The 23021-nt window shown below is 65.1% G+C and carries 16 protein-coding genes, 1 tRNA gene and 1 pseudogene; 10 read left to right on the top strand and 8 right to left on the bottom strand.

Going from position 1 to position 23021, the window contains the following annotated elements; all coding sequences use genetic code 11:
• Window positions 1–234: 234 nt before the first annotated feature.
• Window positions 235–3072: pseudogene (uvrA, locus tag CCONF_RS05625) on the bottom strand (excinuclease ABC subunit UvrA); the annotation flags it as partial.
• Window positions 3073–3171: 99 nt separating this feature from the next.
• Here uvrA and CCONF_RS05620 point away from each other — a divergent pair.
• The 4 genes from CCONF_RS05620 to CCONF_RS05605 all read left to right on the top strand — a co-directional run bounded on the left by CCONF_RS05620 (window position 3172) and on the right by CCONF_RS05605 (window position 8193).
• Window positions 3172–3774, top strand: a complete 603-nt coding sequence (locus CCONF_RS05620; RefSeq protein WP_290226102.1) for an MBL fold metallo-hydrolase — start codon at window positions 3172–3174, stop codon at window positions 3772–3774.
• Between the two features lie 122 nt (window positions 3775–3896).
• Window positions 3897–4811: a DoxX family protein gene (locus tag CCONF_RS05615; protein WP_290226099.1), complete on the top strand. Its 915-nt coding sequence runs from the start codon at window positions 3897–3899 to the stop codon at window positions 4809–4811.
• Window positions 4812–4917: 106 nt separating this feature from the next.
• On the top strand, window positions 4918–7143 hold the full coding sequence (locus CCONF_RS05610) for a HelD family protein (RefSeq protein ID WP_290226095.1): 2226 nt from the start codon (window positions 4918–4920) through the stop codon (window positions 7141–7143).
• Window positions 7144–7158: 15 nt separating this feature from the next.
• The gene (locus CCONF_RS05605) at window positions 7159–8193 is read left to right on the top strand and encodes an App1 family protein phosphatidate phosphatase (RefSeq protein ID WP_290226093.1); all 1035 of its coding nucleotides are present in this window, start codon (window positions 7159–7161) and stop codon (window positions 8191–8193) included.
• A gap of 85 nt (window positions 8194–8278) precedes the next feature.
• On the opposite strand, the gene CCONF_RS05600 is transcribed toward CCONF_RS05605, so the two are convergent.
• From CCONF_RS05600 to rpsA, 6 genes are all read right to left on the bottom strand, one after another.
• Window positions 8279–8719 (bottom strand): universal stress protein, encoded by a 441-nt coding sequence (locus CCONF_RS05600; RefSeq protein ID WP_290226091.1) that lies wholly within the window; start codon window positions 8717–8719, stop codon window positions 8279–8281.
• Between the two features lie 97 nt (window positions 8720–8816).
• Window positions 8817–9263, bottom strand: coding sequence for a universal stress protein (locus tag CCONF_RS05595; protein WP_290226089.1), 447 nt, complete (start codon window positions 9261–9263; stop codon window positions 8817–8819).
• Window positions 9264–9311: 48 nt separating this feature from the next.
• A complete protein-coding gene (uvrB, locus tag CCONF_RS05590) occupies window positions 9312–11417 on the bottom strand; it encodes an excinuclease ABC subunit UvrB (protein WP_290226087.1) in 2106 nt (701 codons plus the stop codon).
• A gap of 33 nt (window positions 11418–11450) precedes the next feature.
• On the bottom strand, window positions 11451–12041 hold the full coding sequence (coaE, locus tag CCONF_RS05585; RefSeq protein ID WP_290226085.1) for a dephospho-CoA kinase: 591 nt from the start codon (window positions 12039–12041) through the stop codon (window positions 11451–11453).
• Window positions 12041–14050: a glucose PTS transporter subunit IIA gene (locus CCONF_RS05580; RefSeq protein WP_290226084.1), complete on the bottom strand. Its 2010-nt coding sequence runs from the start codon at window positions 14048–14050 to the stop codon at window positions 12041–12043. The genes coaE and CCONF_RS05580 overlap by 1 nt, the downstream gene beginning before the upstream one ends.
• Window positions 14051–14293: 243 nt before the next feature.
• A complete protein-coding gene (gene rpsA, locus CCONF_RS05575; protein WP_290226082.1) occupies window positions 14294–15754 on the bottom strand; it encodes a 30S ribosomal protein S1 in 1461 nt (486 codons plus the stop codon).
• A 266-nt stretch (window positions 15755–16020) separates the two neighbouring features.
• On the opposite strand from rpsA, the gene CCONF_RS05570 reads away from it, so the two are divergent.
• Complete coding sequence (locus CCONF_RS05570) at window positions 16021–16461, top strand: RDD family protein (protein ID WP_290226080.1); 441 nt, start codon at window positions 16021–16023, stop codon at window positions 16459–16461.
• 20 nt (window positions 16462–16481) lie between these two features.
• Here CCONF_RS05570 and polA read toward each other — a convergent pair whose 3' ends face one another.
• The gene (gene polA, locus CCONF_RS05565; RefSeq protein WP_435384098.1) at window positions 16482–19088 is read right to left on the bottom strand and encodes a DNA polymerase I; all 2607 of its coding nucleotides are present in this window, start codon (window positions 19086–19088) and stop codon (window positions 16482–16484) included.
• Between the two features lie 152 nt (window positions 19089–19240).
• Between polA and CCONF_RS05560 the strand changes: the two genes are divergently transcribed.
• The 5 genes from CCONF_RS05560 to CCONF_RS05540 all read left to right on the top strand — a co-directional run bounded on the left by CCONF_RS05560 (window position 19241) and on the right by CCONF_RS05540 (window position 22992).
• Window positions 19241–19317 (top strand) — tRNA-Leu (locus CCONF_RS05560).
• 191 nt (window positions 19318–19508) lie between these two features.
• Window positions 19509–20420, top strand: coding sequence for an ABC transporter substrate-binding protein (locus CCONF_RS05555; protein ID WP_290226076.1), 912 nt, complete (start codon window positions 19509–19511; stop codon window positions 20418–20420).
• Entirely contained in the window at window positions 20417–21352 is a 936-nt protein-coding gene (locus tag CCONF_RS05550; protein WP_290226074.1) for an amino acid ABC transporter permease, read from the top strand. Before CCONF_RS05555 ends, CCONF_RS05550 begins: the two co-directional genes overlap by 4 nt.
• A complete protein-coding gene (locus tag CCONF_RS05545) occupies window positions 21342–22121 on the top strand; it encodes an amino acid ABC transporter ATP-binding protein (RefSeq protein WP_070769304.1) in 780 nt (259 codons plus the stop codon). Before CCONF_RS05550 ends, CCONF_RS05545 begins: the two co-directional genes overlap by 11 nt.
• A 52-nt stretch (window positions 22122–22173) precedes the next feature.
• Window positions 22174–22992: a DUF368 domain-containing protein gene (locus CCONF_RS05540; protein ID WP_290226072.1), complete on the top strand. Its 819-nt coding sequence runs from the start codon at window positions 22174–22176 to the stop codon at window positions 22990–22992.
• Window positions 22993–23021: the final 29 nt, after the last annotated feature.

The following is a 23021-nucleotide window of genomic DNA, read 5'->3' as shown; positions in this document are numbered from 1 at the left end:
AACCCGCCTGCCAAATCTGACAGCCGGGAGGTCTCACCTAGATACCGCACCCCGCAGGGGCTTGGTTACCTTTTGACCCGTTGCCTGCTCTAGGCGGCTGGGGGTGGGAGAATCTCCGCTTGTGACCCGGAAACCTTATGGAAGGTACCACGGGCGGTAGTGGCAACTACACTAGCACGGCACCCGCTGCCCACCAAATCGCAACGCTGCTCCCCTCTCCGGGGCTCTCCCCGGCTACTTGCCGGCCGGTGTCAAAACGTCGGCGAGGAACTGTCCGGTATAAGAGCCCTCAACAGCCGCGACCTGCTCCGGAGTACCCTCCGCGACGACCGTGCCGCCGCCGTTGCCACCCTCTGGGCCCATGTCCACCAGCCAGTCGGCGGCCTTGATGACGTCCAGGTTGTGCTCGATGATGATGACCGAGTTGCCCTTGTCCACCAGGCCCTGGATGACCAGCATCAGCTTACGGATGTCCTCGAAGTGCAGGCCCGTGGTCGGCTCGTCCAGGATGTAGACGGTCCGGCCATTGGTCCGCTTCTGCAACTCCGAGGCCAGCTTCACGCGCTGGGCCTCGCCACCGGACAGGGTCGTCGCCGCCTGCCCCAGCCGCACGTAGCCCAGGCCGACCTCGACCAGCGTGTGCAGGTAGCGGTGGATGGAGGTGATCGGTTCGAAGAACTCGGCGGCCTCCGAGATCGGCATGTTCAGTACCTCGGCGATGTTCTTGCCCTTGTACTGGACCTCGAGCGTCTCCCGGTTGTAGCGCGCGCCGTTGCAGACCTCGCAGGGCACGTAGACATCCGGCAAGAAGTTCATCTCGATCTTCAGGGTGCCGTCGCCGTGGCAGGCTTCGCAGCGCCCACCCTTGACGTTGAAGGAGAAGCGCCCGGCCTTGTAGCCGCGTACCTTGGCCTCCTGGGTCTCGGCAAACAGGTTACGGATCTTGTCGAACACGCCCGTATAGGTCGCCGGGTTCGACCGCGGGGTGCGCCCAATGGGGCTCTGGTCGACCTGCACCAGCTTGTCGAGATGTTCCATGCCCTCCACGCGCTTGGCGCGGCCGGGCACCTGGCGCGCGCGGTTGAGCTCGTTGGCCAGGGTCTTGGCCAGGATCTGGTTGACCACGGTGGACTTACCCGAGCCGGACACACCGGTCACGCAGACCAGCACGCCCAGCGGGATGGTCACGTTGATGCCCTTGAGGTTGTTCTCGCGGGCGCCGACGATCTTCAGCACGCGCTGCTTGTCGATCTCGCGGCGGTGATCCGGCACCGCCAGGACTTTGGACCCGGACAGGAACTGGCCCGTCAGCGATTCTTCGCAGCTTTCGATGCCGGCCGGCTCGCCCTGGTAGACCACGTGGCCGCCGTACTCGCCGGCGCGCGGGCCGATGTCCACGAGCCAATCCGCCTGGCGGATGGTGTCCTCGTCATGCTCGACGACGATCAGCGTGTTGCCGATATCCCGCAGCCGCTGCAGCGTGGCGATGAGCCGCTGGTTGTCGCGCTGGTGCAGGCCGATAGACGGCTCGTCCAGGACGTAGAGCACGCCCGCCAGCCCGGAACCGATCTGGGTGGCCAGCCGGATGCGCTGGGCCTCACCGCCGGAAAGCGTGGACGCGCCGCGGTCCAGGGTCAGGTAGTTCAGGCCGACGTCCAGCAGGAAGCGTAGGCGCGCCTGGATCTCCTTAAGCACCGCGCCGGCGATAATTTCCTCGCGGTGGCCAAGCTTCAGCGTGGACAAGAACTCGGAGGCGTCCTCGATGGACAGGGAGGTCAGCCCCGCGATGGACTGCTCGCCGTGCGCGCCGGAGGCTAGGCGCACGGCCAGGATCTCCGGCTTCAGGCGGGAGCCGTGGCAGGTCGGGCAAGGCACCTGGCGCGTGTACTGCAGCAGGCGGTCCTTCTGTGAGTCGGAGTCGGTGGTCTCCAGCTTGCGCTCGATAAAGCCCACCGCGCCTTCGAAGGGGGCGGTCCAGTTGCGCTGGCGGCCGTAGCGGTTCTTGTAGCGGACGTGGACTTCCTGCTCGGTGCCGTGGATCAGGGCATCGCGCTGCTCGTCGGTCAGCGAGCTTAGCGGGGCGTGCGGATCGAAGTCCAGCGCCTTGCCCAGGCCCTCGACCAGCTTGACGAAGTAGCGACTATTGGGGCTGGAGTGCCATGGCTGGACGGCATCGACAGCCGGGGCGTCCGGGTCCGGGATGAGCAGGTCCTCGTCGACCTTGAGGCGGGTGCCCAGGCCGTCGCAGACTGGGCAGGCGCCGAACGGCGAGTTGAAAGAAAAGGCGCGCGGCTCGTATTCCTCGATGGTCAGCGTGTGCCCGTTCGGGCAGGCGGCCTTCTCCGAATAGGTGTGGTTGAGCTCCGGCTGGTCGACGAAGTCGATGCTCACTAGGCCTTCGGCCAAGCGCAGGGCCGTTTCCACCGAATCCGTCAGTCGCTGCTTCTGGGAGGCCTTGACCTGCAGGCGGTCAACGACGACCTCAATGTCGTGCTTGATCTGCTTTTTCAGCTTCGGCGGATTAGACAGCTGGTGCACCTCCCCGTCGACGCGCACACGAGCAAAGCCCTGGGCGGCCAGGTCGGCAAAGAGGTCGACGAACTCGCCCTTGCGCCTGCGCACCACCGGGGCGAGCACCTGGAACTTCAGCTTCTCCTCGTGCTCTAAGACCGTGTCTACAATCTGCTGCGGGGTCTGCCGCTCGATGACGGCGTCACACTTCGGGCAGTGTGCGGTGCCCGCGCGCGAAAACAGCAGGCGCAGGTAGTCGTAGATCTCGGTGATGGTGCCGACCGTCGAGCGCGGGTTGTGGTTGGTCGACTTCTGGTCGATGGACACGGCCGGGGACAGGCCATCGATGAAATCGACGTCCGGCTTGTCCATCTGCCCCAAAAACATACGGGCGTAGGAAGACAGTGACTCCACGTAGCGGCGCTGGCCCTCTGCGAAAATGGTGTCGAAAGCTAGCGAGGACTTGCCCGATCCGGACAGGCCGGTGAACACAATCATGTTGTCGCGGGGCAGGTCGATATCTACCCCTTGGAGGTTGTGCTCGCGGGCGCCGCGGACGACGAGGCGATCAGCCACAGTTTGCCTACCTTCCTTAATGGATCTAATGCAGATTATTCACTGCGTGTCTCTTCGCTCGAATTTACCCGTAGACTGGTCAACATGACTAAAGAGCTCAAGCTACACCATATTTCCGTCTCCGACATGGACAACAACTGCTACCTGCTGGCCTGCGGCGACGAGGGCTTGCTTGTCGATGCCGCCGACGACGCCCCTGCCATCCTCGACATGGCCCGCCAAGCTGGCATCAGCATCACCGCGGTCTTTACCACCCACCGTCACTGGGACCACGTCCGCGCGTTGCCGGAAATCCTGAAGGAAACCGGCGCCACCCACTACGCGTCCTTCCTGGACTCACCCGCCCTGCCCGCGCCGGTCGACGTCGAGCTCAACCACGGCGACACCATCGATTTCGCCGGGCACGATCTGCCCGTCATCATCCTGCGCGGCCACACCCCGGGTGGGGCGGCGCTGGTCACCGAGCTGGACGATGTGCCCAACCTCTTCGTGGGTGATTCCCTCTTCCCCGGCGGCGTCGGCAAGACCACCTCGGAGGGTGACTTCGTCCGCCTTTACAAGGATCTGACCGAACGCGTATTTGATATCTATCCGGACGAAACGGTCGTCTGGCCGGGCCACGGCAAGCCCACCACCCTCGACGAGGAGCGCCCGCACCTCGGCGAATGGTGGGACCGCCGCTGGTAGTCTCCCCGGCTGGCCCACAGCCGCGTAAAAAGTGCGTAAACTTGAACCCCTAGGTTAAATTTCTGGCTTAGAACTTCTAGGTTAGACTTACTGGTCTTTTTCACTAAAGGAGCATTTCAGACATGATTCGCAAGATTGCCCGCCCGATGTTGGCTTCGGTCTTCGTTTACGACGGTGTGGACACTCTCCGTAACACCTCCGATCACGTGGAGGAGACGGAGTCCTTCCTGCAGACCCTGCGCAAGGCCCTGCCGGGCAGCTACGCCGGTTACGTCCCGAACGACCCAGAGCTGGTAGCCCGCGGCCTAGGTGGCGCCAAGGTCGGCGCCGGCTCCCTGCTCGCCTTGGGCAAGGCCCCGCGCACCTCGGCCGCCGTCCTGGCCGCCGCTACCCTGCCGACGATGTTGACCCGCAACAATTTCTGGGAGGCCGACAGCGCCGAGGAGAAGACCTCCAAGCGCAACGGCCTGCTGACCAACACCGCCCTGCTGGGTGCGCTGTTCATCACCACCCAGGACACCGCGGGTAAGCCCTCCCTGCGCTGGCGCGCCCAGAAGGCCGGCGAGCGCACCAACAAGAAGATCCAGCAGGCGCTGCCTACCAAGTCCGAGTCCCAGAAGTTCGCCGACGACCTGTCCGAGCGCGCCTCCGATTTCTCGGATCGCGCCTCCGACTGGTTCAACGAGACCTCCGACAAGGTCCAGGCCTACGTCGACGACAATAAGGACGACTGGCAGGAAAGCGGCAAGGACCTGTTGGAGACCGCCAAGGGCTACGTCAACGACGCAAAGGACTTCGTCACCGATAACAAGGACGACTGGCTAAAGGCTGCCCAGGACAACGCCGAGACCGCCCGCAAGGGTGCCGTCAAGGCCGCCTCCCGCGCGCAGGAGAAGGCCGAGAAGGCCCGCTCCGCCGCCGACAAGAAGAACGGCAAGCGTGCCGCCAAGAAGGCCTCCAAGAACGCCGACAAGCTGCAGAAGCGCGCCGACAAGGCCATCGCCAAGGCCATGCAGAAGCTCGAGGGCAAGCTCTAAGCTTTCCCACCCAGCTACTTTTCCACGCAACGGCCCAGCGAGTATGCTGGGCCGTTGTTCTTTTGCCCACCCCGCCAACCCGTGCACGAGACAGAAAGCCCACCTTATGACCGGTGAACGTGACCCGCGGCAGGCCTCGGTCCACCAGGCCGAGGTAGCCGCCGAGCAGGCCTACGTGGACGGCTTGTTCGACCGCCTAGACGACGCCGTCGCCCGCGCCAACGAATCCTTGGCCCGCGTGCAGGCGGACGTCGATCCCCAGACCCCGGACGCGGACGCCCTGGTGCGCCGCGAAACCGAGTACCACGGCCTGCAGGCCAAGCTGGACAAGCTCAACCTGGCGCAGCTGGGCCTGGTCTTCGGCCGGATCGATATCGACGCGGACGGGGACAACCCGACCGAGGCGGGGCTCGACCGGCGCTACATCGGGCGCATGGGCATGGACGATCGCGCCGACGACTACCGCACCCTACTGCTGGACTGGCGCGCCCCGATGGCCCGCCCGTTCTACCTGGCCACCACCGCCCACCCGGAGGGCGTTGAGCAGCGCCGCACCATCCGGATGCGGGGGCGCGAGGTCACCGATCTCACCGACGAGTATCTCTCCGGCGACAGCGCCGGGACGGACACCGCGGGCGTGGCCAGCGAGTCCGCGCTCTTCCAGGCCCTGCAGCAGGCGCGCACCGGGCACATGTCCTCCATCGTGGAGACCATCCAGCGCGAGCAGGACGAGATCATCCGCGATTCGACCCGCGGCGCCCTAGTCGTCGAGGGCGGGCCCGGCACCGGCAAGACCGCCGTGGCGCTGCACCGCGTGGCCTACCTGCTCTACACCTACCGCGAGCGGCTCGCGTCCACCGGCGTGCTCATCGTGGGCCCCAACCCGACCTTCCTGGACTATATTTCCCAGGTCCTACCCGAGCTGGGTGAGACCGGCACTGTGCTCTCGACCATCGGGGATCTCTTCCCCGGCGTGACCGGCGACCACCCCGAGGATCTACTGGCCCGCGAGATCAAGGGCTCGGAGGCCATGGCCGAGATCCTGGCCAACGCCGTCAAGGACTACCAGCAGGTCCCGGACACGGCGCTGGAGATCACCGTCGAGCAGCTGCCGCTTAAGGTCACCCCGGCCATGGTCAAGGCCGCCCGGACCCGCGCGCGCCGCTCCCGCAAGCCGCACAACGATGCCCGCCTGGCCTTCGCCGAGCACCTCACCGAGTCCCTGGCCCAGGCGCTCTCGGAGCGCATCGGCGCCGATCCTCTCGGCGGCGACAACCTGCTCTCGCGCGCCGACGTCGACCAGCTTCACGACGATCTGGCCGAGTCCCCCGCCGTGCGCGGGCTCATCGACGCCTACTGGCCGGAGCTAGCCCCTCAGCAGGTGCTTTCTGAGCTCTTGTCCTCCCGCGAGTTCATTTCCCGGGCGGCCGCCGCCTACGACGAAGAGACCCAGGAGGCGCTCTACCGGGCCGACGGGAAGGCCTGGACGGCTAGCGATGCCGCCCTCCTCGACGAGCTCGCCGTCTTAATCGGCATGCCCGACCCGGCCGCTGTCGAGGAGGCGGAGCGCGAGGCCTGGAAGCAGCAGGTCGCTGAGGCCGAGGACGCCCTCGACATCCTGAGCAGTTCCGAGTCCACGGACAACGACGACGACATGTTCGACGCGGAGATCCTCTCCGCCCACGATGTCATCGACGCCGAGACCCTGGCGCGGCGCCAGCAGGTCCAGGATCACCGCACCACCGCCGAGCGCGCCCGCGCCGACCACACGTGGGCCTTCGGGCACGTGGTGGTCGACGAGGCCCAAGAGCTCAGCGCCATGGAGTGGCGGATGGTCTTCCGCCGCAGCCCCTCGCGCTGGGTCACCCTGGTCGGTGACACCGCCCAGACCAGCGCCCCGGCCGGCGTGGACGCCTGGGCCGACACGCTCGAGCCCTTCGTCGGCGGCCGCTTCCGCCACCACCGGCTCACGGTCAACTACCGCACGCCGGAGCCCATCGCCGAGGTGGCCGACCGGCTGCTCGCACTCATCGACCCACACGCCAAGCCCGCCACCGCCATCCGCCCCGGCGAGCCGGTGACCTACCACCGCCTGCCGGAGGAAGAAGCGGATCGTCCGGCAGTCGGCATCGGCAGCACGGAGGACGGGCGCCTGCGCGCGGTGATTGATGCCAGCAACGTCGAAGAGATCAAGGGCCTGGAGTTCGACCACGTGGTTATCGTCGACCCGCAGGCCATCGTCGAGGCCTCCCCGCAGGGGCTGCAGAACCTCTACGTGGCTCTGACGCGGGCCACCCAGACGCTTTCGGTCTACGGCGAGCTGCCCGCTTAGGATAGATTGGTCACCATGGCTTTATCTGATTTTGCCCGCCTCTGCGAGCGCCATATCAACCGCTGGAGCGTCAAGCGTTCCGATGCCCGGGGCTGGGTCCCCACGGTGGCCGGCTACCTGGGCTACGGCAGCCCGGACCGGGTCCGCGTGCTGGGGCGCGTCCTGATGGAGAACCCCGACCGGCCCGCTCGCAGCTGGGCTGAGCGCGGCTACCGCCAGTTTTTCACCATCCAGGTCGCCGGCATCGACGTCGCCGTGACCGCCGGGGACCAGACCGTCCACGCCTCCACCAACGACAACGGCTACATCGACGTCCTCGTCAAAGACCACGGCCTGACCCCCGGGTGGCACGAGGTGACGATTGCCGCCGAAGGTGCCGAGCCGGTGACCGCGGAGGTGCTCATCATCGATGAAAGCGCCCGCGTCGGCATCATCAGCGACGTGGACGACACCATCATGGTCACCTGGCTGCCGCGCGCCCTGCTGGCCGCCTGGAACTCCTGGTTCAAGCGCACCAACCGCCGCCAGCCCGTGCCGGGCATGGACGCGTTCTACTCGGAGCTTATTGACGCCCACCCGAGCGCGCCCGTGTTCTACCTATCGACGGGTGCGTGGAACACCTTCGACACCCTGGTCAACTTCGTGCGAACGCACCGCCTGCCGCGCGGGCCGATGCTTCTGACCGACTGGGGCCCCACGCCCACCGGGCTCTTCCGCAACGGCGTGGAGCACAAGAAGGTCCAGCTGCGAAACTTGATTATCGACTTCCCGCACATCCAGTGGGTCTTGGTCGGCGACGACGGCCAGCACGATCCGCTGACCTACCGCGACGTGGTCAACGAGCACTCCGAGCGAATCGCCGGCGTGGCCATCCGCAACCTGTCGCCGCAGGAGCACGTGCTCTCGCACGGCACCGCCGCCCCGCTCGCCGAGGCCGGTGGCAGTGCGCGCAGCGACGTCCCGCTCATCCAGGGCGACAACGGCCACAGCCTCCTAGCCGTCTACCGCCGCAACCCCTTCGATCGCGTCGAAACGCACCGCGCCCACTAGGCCCGGGCACGCACAAGGCCCTCCCGACCGCACCACGAGGAATGCAGCGGGGAGGGCCTTTAGTCTTCGGCGAGTAGGCCGCGCCTTAGGCGACGGTGTGGACGATCATGACGTCGCAGTCGGACTGGCGGGCGACATCTGCCGGGACGGACCCCAGCAGGCGGCCGGTCAGGGAGTTGATGCCACGGTTACCGACGATCAGCAGGTCAGCCTTGTTGTCGTTGACAATCGACATCAGGGCCTGGACCGGGGTGCCCGGGCGGACGGCGGTCTTGACATCCTTGGCGCCGAACTTCTCAGCGTGCTCGCGGCCGGCCACGAGGTTGGCCTCGGCCTTGTCATCACCCAGGATGGTCACAGACTCCTGACGCAGAGTCTTGGAGGCCTCTTCCTTGTTCTCGTAGTAGGCGCAACCGATGATGAGGGTTGCGTCGAACGCAGCGGCAATCTTGGCTGCGCGCTCCACTGCCAGCAGAGAGGAGTTGGAGCCGTCGGTGCCGACAACAATGGTGTTGTAATCGCTCATGGTGACCTTTCTGTGGACTCTTAGTCCGCCAAATATTCTTCTGGTATTTACCCTATTCTAGTGTAACAACCGGCCGGCGGGGCTTTAGTGCAGCGGGCTAGTCAGTGGTATCTGCCACAAGCACGTCGACGTGTGCCCGGCGGGTCAGATCCTTCGCCACGGAGCCGAAGACGCGGCCGCGCATGGAGTTGAAGCCCTTGTTGCCCACGACGAAGAGGTCGACGTCGAAGTCCTCGCCAGCCGCCAGCAGCGCCTTGACCGGATCGCCGGGGCGGCCCACGATCTCAACGTTGTCGGCCTTCTCCTCCTCCGCGACCTTCAGCGCGTTGGCCAAGAAGTCCTTCGCCATGTCCTCGCTGATGACCGGCACGCCGGTGTTGTCCGAACCGGTCGCGCCCAGCATAGAGCTGGAGTGGTTGAAGAACGCGGAGACGATGATGAGGCGGGCCTCGTAGACGCGCGCCAGGGAGGCGGCGGTGCGCACGGCGCGCAAGGAGGTAGCCGAGCCGTCGGTGCCGACGACGATGTTCGAATAGGTAAGCATGTTCTTTCTTTCTTGCAGATTCAGCTTGCTTCCGCCCTAGTATAGCCTCTAAATGCCCGCCTCTTTGAGGCCTCGCGCTTCCTTTCTCAGGTCCGCAATCTCGTCGCGCAAACGTCCTGCAAGCTCGAACTTGAGCTCCCGGGCGGCTTCCCCCATTTGGGCGGTCAGATCGTCGATGAGCTTCTCGACTTCCTCGACCGCCATCGAGGACACGTCCGGCTTATCCACCATCGCCGCCGGATCACTGGCCGCGGCTGATTCCCCGTCGCTGTCGCCGTCGTTGTCGTAGACCTGGTCCAGGATGTCGGCGATCTTCTTGCGCAACGGCTGCGGATCGATGCCGTGCTCGGTGTTGTAGGCGATCTGCTTCTCGCGACGGCGCTCAGTCTCCTCGATGGCGTTGTTCATCGACTCGGTAATCTTGTCCGCGTACATGATGACCTCGCCGGATACGTTACGGGCCGCGCGCCCGATGGTCTGGATGAGCGACGTCGTCGAACGCAGGAAGCCCTCCTTGTCCGCATCCAAGATGGCCACCAGGGAAACCTCCGGCAGGTCGAGGCCCTCGCGCAGGAGGTTGATACCCACCAGCACGTCGAACTCGCCCAGCCGCAGCTGGCGCAGCAGCTCCACGCGCTGCAACGTGTCGATGTCGGAGTGCAGGTAGCGCACCTTGATCCCGTGCTCGAGCAGGTAGTCCGTGAGATCCTCGGCCATGCGCTTGGTCAGCGTGGTCACGAGCACACGCTCCTGCTTGTCGACGCGGGTGCGCACCTCGTCGATGAGATCGTCGATCTGGCCCTTCGTGGGCTTGACCGTGACCTTCGGGTCCACCAGGCCGGTCGGGCGGATGACCTGCTCAACGAATTCGCCGCCGGTGGCGGACAGCTCGTAGTCGCCCGGGGTCGCGGACATGTAGACCGTCTGGCCTACGCGCTGCTCGAACTCGTCGAAGGTCAGCGGGCGGTTGTCGACCGCCGAGGGCAGGCGGAAGCCGAACTCGACCAGGTTGCGCTTGCGGGCCATGTCGCCCTCGAACATGCCGCCGATCTGCGGCACGGTCACGTGGGACTCGTCGATGATCGTCAGGAAGTCTTCCGGGAAGTAGTCCAACAACGTGGCCGGCGCGGAACCGGCCTCGCGACCGTCCATGTGCCGCGAGTAGTTCTCGATGCCAGAGCAGAAACCGACCTGCTCGATCATCTCCAGGTCGTATTCGGTGCGCATGCGCAGGCGCTGCGCCTCCAGCAGCTTGCCGCGGTTTTCCAGGTCGGCCAGGCGCTCGGCCAGCTCCTCCTTGATGTCCGCGACGGCCTTTTCCATGCGCTCCGGGCCCGCCACGTAGTGGGTGGCGGGGAAAATCCGCAGCTCGTCGACTTGCTCGAGGACGTCCCCAGTGACCGGGTGGATGTAGTAGAGCGAGTCCACGTCGTCGCCAAAGAACTCGATGCGCACCGCCCGCTCCTCGTAGGCCGGGATGATGTCCACCGTATCCCCGTTGACGCGGAAGGTGCCGCGGGTAAAGCCGACGTCGTTGCGCTCGTACTGGATGTCAACCAACAGGCGCAGGAAGCGGTCCCGCTCGACCTCGTCGTCGACGGCGAGCACCACCGAACGGTCCAGGTAGGACTGCGGCGTGCCCAAGCCGTAAATGCAGGACACGGAGCTGACCACTACGACGTCGCGGCGCGACAGCAGCGCCGAGGTCGCCGAATGGCGCAGGCGCTCGACGTCCTCGTTGATCGAGGAGTCCTTCTCGATGTAGGTATCCGTCTGCGCGATATACGCTTCCGGCTGGTAGTAGTCGTAGTAGGAAACAAAGTATTCGACCGCGTTGTGCGGCAGCAGCTGGCGCAGCTCGTTGGCCAGCTGGGCGGCCAGGGTCTTGTTGGGCGCCATCACCAGCGTCGGGCGTTGCTGCTGCTCGATGAGCCACGCCGCCGTCGCCGATTTACCGGTACCGGTCGCGCCCATGAGCACGACGTCGGCTTCGCCGCGGTCCAGCCGCTTATCCAGCTCCGCGATGGCCGCAGGCTGATTGCCGGCGGGCTCGTATTCGGACTCGACCTTAAACTTACCGGGGGTGCGCTCCACCTCGCCCACGGGGCGGTGTTCGGACTCGGACAGGATGGGGTGTTCCGCTGCAAAGGCCATGTCGGCCAGTCTACCCGCCTGCCCGCGGCTGCCCTAGGCGAAGACGCGTTCCCGGATGGCGTCGACCCGCTCGCGCAGGTCCTCGAGGCTGCCGTTGTTGTCGATGACGATATCGGCAGCCGCGCGGCGCTTATCGTCGGGGATTTGGGCCATGATGCGCGCGCGGGCATCGTCAGCGCTCAGGCCGCGCCCGACCAACCGTTTAACCCGCTCCTCCGGGTCCACGTCCACTACGACCACCAGGTCCATGTCCTTGTCCAGACCCTTGTCGACGAGCAGCGGCATGTCGTAGACGACGACCTCGTCGCCGCGCTCGCGGGCCTTGCGGAAGGCCTTGCGAGTCTGCTCCCCGATGCGCGGGTGGGTGATCCGGTTGAGCTTATCGGTCGCCTCGCGGCTGGCAAAGGCGCGCTCGGCGAGCTTGCCCCGATCCAGGCTCCCGTCCGGGTTGAGGATATCGCGTCCGAACGCGTAGGCCGCGTCCTGGAGGGCTGGGCGGCCCGGCTCCATGATGTCGCGGGCGATCTGGTCGGCGTCCACCACCGAGGCGCCGGCCTCCTCCAGCATCTTCGCCACGGTAGACTTACCGCTGCCGATGCCCCCTGTCAGCCCCACCAGCCGCATTAAGCGTCCTCCTTCTTTTCATCCTGCTTATCTCGCGGCACCACCTCGATGACCGGAGTGGTGGTATCGACTGTACCGAGCGTCGGGTTCACGCGGGCGAATTTCTTCGTGTTGGTCACCACTACCGGCGTAATCAGGTTGTAGCCGCGGGAAGCGATGAACTCCGGGTCGAAGCTAATGAGCTTGTCGCCGGCGGCTACGCGCTGCTTCTTGTCCACGTGGACGGTAAATCCCTCCCCGCCCAGCTCGACGGTGTCCAGGCCGACGTGGACCAGCAGCTGCACGCCGCTGTCCAGGCTGAGCCCCACCGCGTGCCCGGACTTCTGGACGGTGAGCACCTTGCCGTCCGCCGGGGCGTAGACCGTGGTGCCGGTCGGCCGGATGGCCACGCCCTCGCCCAGCTTCGCGCCGGCGAAGATGGGATCGGGGACCTCGCTAAGATCGACGGCCTCGCCGGCCAGGGGCGCATCGATAGCCACGGCGCCTTCCTTCGCCGGGGCGGCGACGGCGGCCGGGGCGGCAGCCGGTGCGGTGGCATCGTGAGCCGGGGCAGGGGTCTCCTTGCCCCCGGCGGCGCGGCGGGAGGCGATACGGTCCAAATCCGCGGCCTTTTCCTCCGGGGTGCGGTATCCGAAGAAGACCGTCAGCAGGAACGACGTCATAAACGCGACCAACAGGCCAAGGGCGTAACCGGCGGCCGGTTCCATCGCGAAGACGGTCAAGGCCGAGGTGAACACGAAGGCGTTGGCCTTAACGTTGAACAGCCCCATCACCGCGCCGCCGATGGCACAGCCCGGCAGCAGGCGGTAGTAGCTGCGGCGGAACCGCAGCAGGATACCGTACAGCGACGGCTCCGAGACACCGCCGAGCAGGCCGGCGGCCAGACCGCCGATGGAGACCTGGCGCATCTGGTCGTTGTGCTCACGGAAGGAGATAACCATGACGCCAGCGACGACGCCGAAGCAGGCGAAGTTCCAGGCGCCCATCGGGCCTTGGATGAAGTCGTAGCCGTAGGTGGCGATGTTCTGGACCATGATGATGTTCAGCGGCCAGTGCAGGCCCAGCGGGACCAGGAACGGATACAGCAGCGGCACCACGATGGCCAGGATGAACGGCGAGAACTCATTGATGCTGTGCAGCAGCCAGGAAATCCCGTTGCCCACGCCGACGCCGAACGGACCCAACAGGAACGCCGTGGCCGGGATCATGATGAGCAGGGAGAAGAATGGCACGAAGACCATGTGCACTGCGGACGGGATGATCTTCTTTAGCCCCTTTTCCAGCCAGTACAGGCCGATGGCCGCCAGGATCGGCGGGAAGACCTGCGAGCCGTAGGAGTTGATGACCAGCGGCAGCCCAAAGACGTCGACGACGTCGCCCTGCTCGCCCATCGCGAGGAACTCCGGGGTCAGCAGGGCCGCCGGGATGGCCGCGGAGACCCACATATTCGCGCCGAGTTTATTCGCCGCGGTGGCCGCGACCATAATCGGCAGGAAGTAGAAGACGCTGCGCCACATCGCGTGGCCCAGCTGGTAGGCCGGAGGCTGCTCCTCCATCGGCGCACGGAAATCCTGCCAGCCGATGGTATCGGCCAAGATGAGCAGCATGATGATAAGCGACGCGCCCAAAAGCGCCCACAGGATGGGCCGGAAAGTATCCGAGAGAAACTCAAAGCAATAGTCAACCCAGGAATACTTCCCGCGCACGCCCTCGTACTGCTTCTTCTGGCCGCTTTCCCTGTACACGCCCGATGCCGAGACGCCAGGCGTCTTAATGATGGCGTTGTAGTATTCCGCTACCCCGCCGCCCATGACGACCTGGAAACCGTGGTCGCCCTGCGGGACGGTGCCGAGCACGGCCTTGTCTTCGTCCATCTTGACGGTGTCGACCAGCGAGGTGTCTGCCAGCTGGAAGCGCAGACGCGTCGCGCAGTGGGTCAAGGACGTAATGTTGTCGGCTCCACCGAGGTTGTCCACGATGTGCCGCGCCGTGTCTTGTGTTGACACCACGACGAAAGCCCCTTCCTAATGAACTGGACCACCGCCACGGCAGTGGTTATTACCAGGACAGTATAAAGGGGCAAACAGTCCGAAACCTAATAGTTTCGCCGGCCTATGGCATATCCCACTTTTCGGGCCGCTTTGCCGGCTTCGCGCAGCGTGACAAGGATAGAACAGTTGGGCTTACGGGGCCGAAAAAGCCCCCGGCCCGCGGGTGCGGACTGGGGGCTCTAGCGGCTGACTAGCGCGGTATTACTTACCTGCCAGCTTGTCGCGCAGCTTAGCGAGCTGCTCGTCGGAAGCCAGGGAGCCAGCCTCTTCTGCCGGAGCCTCAGATGCCGGAGCTGCATCTGCGGACTCGGAGGAGTAGTTGGAGGACTCGCCGGCCTCGGCTGCCTCGGCGGCAGCGGCACGGTGACGCTCGATCTGAGCGGAGTGCAGCTGGAAGCGACGCTCGGACTCGGCGTAGCGGGCCTCCCAGGCCTGACGCTGCTCGTCGAAGCCTTCCTTCCACTCGTTGGTCTCCGGGTCGAAGCCCTCGGGGAAGACGTAGTTACCCTGCTCGTCGTAGGAGTCAGCCATGCCGTACTTGGACGGATCGAACTCCTCGGTGTAGTCCTCGTCAGCCTGCTTGACAGACAGGGAGATGCGGCGACGCTCGAGGTCGATGTCGATGACCTTGACCATAACCTCTTCGCCGACGGTGACGACCTGGTCCGGGACATCCACGTGGCGCTGAGCCAGCTCGGAGATGTGAACCAGGCCCTCGATGCCCTCCTCGACGCGGACGAAGGCGCCGAACGGAACCAGCTTGGTGACCTTGCCCGGGACGATCTGGCCCACAGCGTGGGTGCGGGCGAAGACGCGCCACGGATCTTCCTGGGTTGCCTTCAGAGACAGGGACACGCGCTCACGGTCCAGGTCGACGTCGAGAACCTCGACGGTGACCTCGTCGCCCACGGTGACGACCTCGGACGGGTGGTCGATGTGCTTCCAGGACAGCTCAGAGACATGAACCAGGCCGTCGACACCGCCCAGATCGACGAAGGCGCCGAAGTTGACGATGGAGGAGACAACGCCCTTGCGGACCTGCCCCTTCTGCAGCTGGTGCAGGAACTCGGAGCGGACCGCGGACTGGGTCTGCTCGAGGTATGCACGGCGGGACAGGACAACGTTGTTGCGCTGCTTGTCCAGCTCAATGATCTGGGCTTCCAGCTCCTGGCCGATGTACGGCTCCAGGTCGCGGACGCGGCGCATCTCGACCAGGGAAGCCGGCAGGAAGCCGCGCAGCCCGATGTCGAGGATGAGGCCGCCCTTGACGACCTCGATGACGGTACCGGTGACAGGCTCTTCCTTGGTCTGCAGCTCCTCGATGGCGCCCCAAGCACGCTCGTACTGGGCGCGCTTCTTGGACAGAATCAGGCGGCCTTCCTTGTCCTCCTTGGTGAGAACCAAGGCGTCAATCTCGTCGCCGACCTCGACGACCTCATCCGGGTCGACGTCGTGCTTGATGGACAGCTCGCGGGAAGGGATAACGCCCTCGGTCTTGTACCCGATGTCGAGCAGCACCTCGTCGTGGTCAACCTTGACGACGGTACCGGCAACGATGTCACCATCGTTGAAGTACTTGATGGTCGCGTCAACGGCTGCGAGGAAGTCCTCAGCGGTTCCGATGTCGTTGATCGCAACCTGAGGGGTGTTAGAAGATGGCATGCGTAAAAATGCTCCGAAATAACGTAGGAAATCGAATTTGGACATTCGCACGTCTCTTGCGCCACCGCATTAATGCTGCTGAGAGTATTGATGAACGGATAGGCACAATCCCGCCCCAAGCGCCATTTAGCTTTCCTACCAGAGCCAAACGACCGCTTGAGAGCATAGACGCACCTGCTACACATTACATCCGTGCAGCTACTTGCGCAAATACCGGCGGTTTTCTTCTAAGGTGGAGGGCTATGTGGACGGAAAGAATTGCCCTATTGCTGCGCCGAGCCGTCGCTTGGTGGATCGATGCCTTCGCGGTCGCCGCGGTCTTAGTGCTGCTCCGGGGCCTTATCAACCTCATGTTTTCGGAGCCACTGACCGGGCAGGCCGCCGAAGTCTACAACGTCGTGGGCCTGGCCGTTGGCTTCTTCGCCTACCGCGTGGTGGTCGAGGGCCGCTACCGCACCAGCCTCGGCAAGTGGTCGTTGGGCCTGCAGGTCTACGAGGGCGCGCGCGGCCACACCGGCGCAGCGATCCGCAACAGCTGGGTGCTGCTGACCATGCTGGCCGCCGTCGGCCCGGCCATCCTCGACGAGCTCATCATCGGTCTGGTCGCGCTCAGCGTCCTGCTGCTGGGCCGGCATCCCGGCGACTTCGCCGCCCAGGCCCGCGTCGACCGGCGCCTCGACCCCTTCGACCCCATGGAAGAGGTCTAGGGAAAGGTCCAGTTCCCGCGCTAGTGCGCCGCGGCGTCCCAATTGGCGCCGGCGCCGGCGGAGACCTCCAGCGGCACGCGCAGGTTGATGGCCGAATCCATCTCCTTTTCCAGGATGGCGCGGACCTCGTTGAGTTCGCCAGGGGCGATTTCGACCACCAATTCGTCGTGGACCTGCAGCAGCACGCGGGACTTCTTTTCCTTGAGCGCGGCATCGACTCGGATCATCGCAACCTTGATGATATCGGCCGCGGTGCCCTGGATGGGGGCGTTGAGGGCGGCGCGCTCGGCGTTCTCGCGGGCCAGCCGGTTGTCGCTGGCCAGCTCCGGCAGGTAGCGGCGGCGCCCGAAGATGGTCGAGGTATAGCCGTCCTTGCGGGCGGTATCGACTACCTCGTCCAGGTAGGTCTTTACCCCGCCGAAGCGCTCGAAGTAGCTTTCCATGATCTCCTTGGCCTCCTTCGGGCTAATGCCCAGCTGCTGGGACAGCCCGAAGGCGGACAGGCCATAGACCAGGCCGTAAGACATGGCCTTGACGCGGCGGCGCAGCTCGGAGGTGACCTGGTCGACCGGGACATCGAAAACCTTGGAGCCGACGTAGTTGTGCAGGTCCTCGCCCGCCTGGTAGGCCTCGATGAGCCCCGGGTCCTGGGACAGGTGGGCCATCACGCGCATCTCAATCTGGGAGTAGTCCGCGGTCAGTAGGGTCTCGAAGCCCTCACCCACCACGAAGCCCGAGCGGATCTTGCGCCCGGCCGGGGTGCGCACCGGGATGTTCTGCAGGTTCGGATCCGCCGAGGACAACCGGCCCGTCGAGGCCACCGTCTGGTTGAAGGTGGTGTGGATGCGCCCGTCCGGCTGGACCGTCTTGATGAGCCCCTCCAGCGTGGACTTGAGCTTCTGGTACTCGCGGTGGGCCAGCAGGTGGTCCAGGAACGGGTGCGGGTGGTTCACCGCTAGGGCCTCGATCTCCTTGGCCGCGGTGGAATAGCCGGTCTTGGTCTTCTTCGTCTTCGGCAGGTCGAAGGTGTCGAAGAGCACCGCCTGCAGCTGCTTCGGCGAGTTCAGGTTCAGCGAGGGGTCGCCGGCCAGCTCGCGCGCGGCCTCCTCCTGCTCCTTGACCTGGGCGACGAAGGCCTCCAGCTGGGCGTCCAGCGTGTCGATATCGACGGCGATGCCGGTGGCCTCCATCCGCGCCAGGATGGAAATCAGCGGCAGCTCCAGGTCCGTGTACAGCTGGAAGGAGTCGATGTCGTGCAGCTGCCGGGTCAGCTCCGCGGCGAGCTCCATGATCGCGGCCGCCGAATCCACCAGGGAGGTCTCATCTAGCAGGCTCAGCTGGTCGCTGGCCGCACCCAGGGTCTTGTGCAGGTGGCGCTGGTAGACGTCCGTCAGCTCGTAGGTGCGCTGGCCCGGGCGCAGCAGGTAGGCCGCCACCGCGGTGTCGTGGGCGATGCCCGCCAGCTCAATGCCGCGGCCCAACACCATGTGGTAGGCAGCCTTGGCCTCGTGCAGGTACTTGGGGCAGTCGGCATCGGCAAGCCATTCGGCCAGCGATTTGTCGTCGGCCGCGTCGAGTTCGGCCAGCTCGACCTGCAGGCCGTGGTAGTCGGTGTCGACGAAGGCCATGGCGGCGGCATCGCCCTGCCCGGGCCGTCCGTCGCCCTGGACGAAGACGGCCACGTGCCCGCGCCCCGGCAGCCAGTCCGCCAGCTTTTCACTAACGATGTTCACTTCCGGCACCTGCACATCCTCGTCCTGCGAGGCGGCCTCACCGCCGTCGTTCGGGATGGCCTTAAGGACACGATCGCGCAGGTTGGTGCCGAATTCGAGATCGTCGAAGTGATCTGCGACCTCGCTGACGACCGCGCCCCTAAAGTCCAGGTCGCCCGGGCCGACCTCTAAGTCCATGTCCGTAATCATCTGGGTCAACTCGCGGTTGAGCTGGACCTGCTCCAGGCGATCCCTAAAGTTCTGGCCGGCCACGCCCTTAATATCATCGGCGTGCGCGACCAGCTCGTCGAGGCTGCCGTACTGGGTAATCCACTTGGTCGCCGTCTTCTCCCCGACCTTCGGGATGCCGGGCAGGTTATCGGACGGATCGCCGCGCAGCGCCGCGAAATCCGGGTACTGCCGCGGGGTCAGACCGTATTTCTCCTCCACGGCCTCCGGGGTGAACCGGTGCAGGTTGCTCACCCCGCGCATGGGATAGAGCACCGTCGTGGACTCGTTGACCAGCTGCAGGTAGTCGCGGTCGCCGGTGACGATATAGGTATCGAAGTCCTGCGCCGCCGTAGCCTCGGTCGCCAGGGTCGCCAGGATGTCGTCGGCCTCGAAGTTCTCCCGCGACAGCGTCGTAATGCCCAGGGTGGTCAGCACCTCGCGGATGATGTCCACCTGGCCCTTGAATTCCTCCGGCGCCGCCTCGCGCTGGGCCTTATACTCCGGAAACTTCTCGGTCCGGAAGGTCTTGCGCCCCACGTCGAAAGCCACGGCCATCTTGTCGGGGCGTTCCTCGCTCACGATGCTCGACAGCATCGACAAGAACCCATAGACCGCATTGGTGTGCTGGCCACCCGAGGTGGAGAAATTTTCCGCCGGCAGCGCGTAGAAAGCGCGGAAGGCCATAGAGTGTCCGTCGATGAGCAGAAGGCGTTGTTTGGAATCAGTCACGGCTCCCCAGTCTAGGCAATAGGCGCCCCAGCCGCGTAGGCCGGCGTGCGATTTCTCTTCCCCGCTTTCGATGCGCTAGTATTTCCCCAGTGCGGCCACGCCCGCGCGCCCCTGTAGCCCAATTGGCAGAGGCAACGGATTCAAAACCCGTCCAGTGTGAGTTCGAGTCTCACCAGGGGCACCACGAAAACCTCGTTAGCGTCAAAATATATTTCGCACAACGCCCGGCCAGGACGAACACCTAGGCCGGGTTTTTCGATCTTTGTCCGGGAAGCCTCGCGCGTTCCGGCGCGGTAATTTCTTAAATGCGGGCGAATAATATACATTTGAGGGGTAACTATTCATTCGCAAGTTTTCCCAAAGGACCACACGACTATGGTTGTGCCTGCACCAGGCAAAGTCACCGCCGCACGCCGCGCCCGCCGGGCCACGGCTGCCGCAGTGACGATAGTCACGCTGGGCTTGAGCGGCTGCGTGACAAACGTGGAAAAGTCCACGCCCGACGGGTGGGAACCCATCCGCGCAGAAAAGGTCGACGAGATCGCCGCAATGTATGACGATGATGACGGTGTGCTCAGCATCGGTGTCAACCCGCCCTTCGCCCCCTTCCAGCTTAAGGACGCCGACGGCCAGATCGTCGGCTTGGAAATGGATCTCGCCCACGCCGTCGCCGACGTGCTGGGGCTCGATTTCCGCATCGAGGAGCAGGACTTCGCCATGATCCTGCCGGCCGTCCAGTCCGGCCAGATTGACATGGGTGTCTCCGGCTTTACCGATACCCCGGACCGCCGCGAGAACTTCGACTTCGTCGACACCCTCTACGCGGGAATCCAGTGGACCAAGCGCACGGACACCTCCAAGGAAATCGACCCGGATAACCCCTGCGGCTTGACCGTGGCCGTCCAGCGCACCACTGTCTCCGACACCGACGACGTCCGCCCCAAAGCCGAAGCCTGCGACGGAGACATGCAGGTCCTGGCGTACGACACCGCCGACAACGCCGCGCTCGCCGTGCTCATGGGGCGGGCCGATGCCCTCTCGGCCGACTCCCCCGCCGCCGGCTGGTCCGTCAACCGCTCCGACGGCCGCCTGGAGCTAGTCGGCGACATCTCCCAGGCCGCCCCTTACGGGATGGCCGTCCGCAAGGGGTCGGAACTAGGCCCCGCTGCCGCGGCCGCGCTACAGCACCTCATCGACAACGGGCAATATGCCGAAATCCTCGCGCAGTGGGGCGTCGAAGACGGGCTCGTCGACGAGGCTCTCATCAACGAAAGGCCAGTGAAATGACACAGGATACCCCCTCCACTCCCCCGGAAATCCACGCGAAACCGCTACGCCACCCGTGGCGCTGGGCTTTCGCCGCCCTACTGCTCGTGCTGGCCGCCTGGTTCGTCATCGCCGCCGCCAACAACGAGGCCTACGGCTGGTCGACGTACTTCAGCTACCTGCTGGATACGCGGATTGCCATCGCCTCGTTGCACACCATCGCGATCACCATCCTGGCGATGATCATCGGCGTCGTCGGCGGCGCCGTCTTGGCCATCCTGCGCATGTCGCCCAACCCGGTGTTGCGCGCGGTCTCCTGGGTCTTCCTCTGGGTCTTCCGCGGCACCCCGATCTACGTGCAGCTGGTCTTCTGGGGCCTGCTCAGCGCCATCTACCAGTCCATCAACCTGGGCTTTGCGGAGATCTCCCTCGAGGAGCTTTTGTCCAACGCCTTCTTCCTGGCTGTTATCGGACTGGGGCTTAACGAGGCCGCCTACATGGCCGAGATCGTGCGCTCCGGCATCAACTCCGTGGGCGAGGGCCAGCGGGAGGCATCGAAGGCACTCGGCCTGAGCTGGTGGCAGACCATGTACCGCACGGTCATGCCCCAGGCCATGCGCATCATCATCCCGCCGACCGGCAACGAGTTCATCTCCCTGCTCAAGACCTCCTCCCTGGTCGTGGCCATCCCGTACACCCACGAGATTTTCGGGCGCGCCACGGACATCTCCGCCGCGCTCTTCGAGCCGATCCCGCTGATGATGGTCGCCGCCACCTGGTACCTGGTCATCACCTCGCTGCTGATGATCGGCCAGCACTACCTCGAGCGCTACTTCGACCGCGGCGCCACCCGTGAGCTGACCGCCCGCCAGCTGGCCGCGCTCGCCGATGCCGAAGGCGTCATCCCCAACAATGTCAACGTCGTCCAGGAGGCCCCGCGCAATGAACGCTAAAGATACCCGCCAACCCATGGTGCAGGCGCAGCAGATCCACAAGAAGTTCGGCTCCCTGCAGGTTCTACGCGGCATCGACCTGGAGGTCCAGCACGGCGAGGTCGTCTGCCTCCTGGGGCCGTCTGGCTCCGGCAAGTCAACCTTCCTGCGCTGCATCAACCACCTCGAAACCATCGATGCTGGCCGCCTCTACGTCGACGGCGACCTCATCGGCTACAAGGAGCGCAACGGCGTCCTCTACGAAATCTCCGAGAAGGAAGCCGCCGCCCAGCGCGCCGACATCGGCATGGTCTTCCAGAACTTCAACCTGTTCAGCCACCGGACGGTCCTCGAAAACGTCGTCGAGGCCCCCATCCACGTCAAGAAGGTGGACCCGGAGGCCGCCAAGCAGCGCGCCATGGAGCTGCTCGACCAGGTCGGGCTGGCATCGAAGGCCAATGCCTACCCGGTCCAGCTCTCCGGCGGCCAGCAGCAGCGCGTGGCCATTGCCCGCGCGGTGGCCATGGACCCGAAGCTGATGCTCTTCGACGAGCCAACCTCCGCGCTTGACCCCGAGCTCGTCGGCGAGGTCCTGCGCGTAATGAAGGAGCTGGCCGCCGACGGCATGACGATGCTCGTGGTCACCCACGAAATCGGCTTCGCCCGCGAGGTCGCCGACAAGATCGTCTTCATGGCTGACGGCCGCGTGGTCGAGGCCGGCCCGCCGAGCCAGGTCATCGACAACCCGCAGCAGCCTCGTACGCAGGAGTTCCTGTCTTCCCTGCTCTAAGCGCCGGAGTGGCGCGACCACCGCGGGTTTGGTTGCCGCTAGGCTGGAAAGAATGAATCATCTTGCCAATGCAATCCGCGGTGGGCTCATCGGCTCTGCCGAACTGGTCCCCGGCATCTCCGGGGGCACAGTTGCCCTCATCGTAGGCATCTACGAGCGGGCCCTCCACAACGCCGACAAGATCCTCAAAGCCCGCTTCAAGGAAGTCGAGTGGGGCTTCATCATCGCCGTGGCCGTCGGTATGCTCGCCGCGGTCTTCGGCCTCTCGTCCGTGCTGTCCAGCTTCGTCGAGGGCCACGTGTCCCTGTCGAAGGCCCTGTTCTTCGGCATGGTCGCCGTCTCCATCATCGTGCCGGTGTCCATGATGGACAAGGCCGACCGCTTCAAGGCCCCCTCGCTCATCGCTTTCGCGGTGGCAGCCGTGCTCATCTTCTTCATCACCGGCTTTACCTCCGCCCCGCATGAGGACCCGTCGCTGATCGTCGTCTTCTTCGCCGCCGCCATCGCCGTCTGCGCCCTGGTACTGCCGGGCGTGTCCGGCTCCCTCATCCTGCTGACGATGGGCCTCTACCAGCCGATCATCGGCGCCGTCAGCGATCGCGAGATGGGTACCGTCGCTGTCTTCGCCTTGGGTGCCCTCTGCGGCTTGGCCGCCTTCGTCAAGATGCTCAACTACCTGCTGGACAACCACCACTCCGTGACCCTGGCCGCGATGGCCGGATTCATGCTGGGCTCGCTTCGCGCCCTCTGGCCCTGGAGCGAGAGCCAGGACGCCGGCACCCCGGCCATCCTCGGCATGATTGTCCTCGGCGTGGCCATTGTCTCCGCGTTCATCTACTTGGACAACCGCAAGGCCAAGTCCTACCAGTAACTTCGCGCCCACGATGCCCCTTCTAGTTG

This window comes from Corynebacterium confusum (genome assembly GCF_030408715.1).
Taxonomy (GTDB): domain Bacteria; phylum Actinomycetota; class Actinomycetes; order Mycobacteriales; family Mycobacteriaceae; genus Corynebacterium; species Corynebacterium confusum.
The sequence above is the reverse complement of the archived record's forward strand: the minus strand, read 5'-3'. Positions and strand labels throughout refer to the sequence as shown.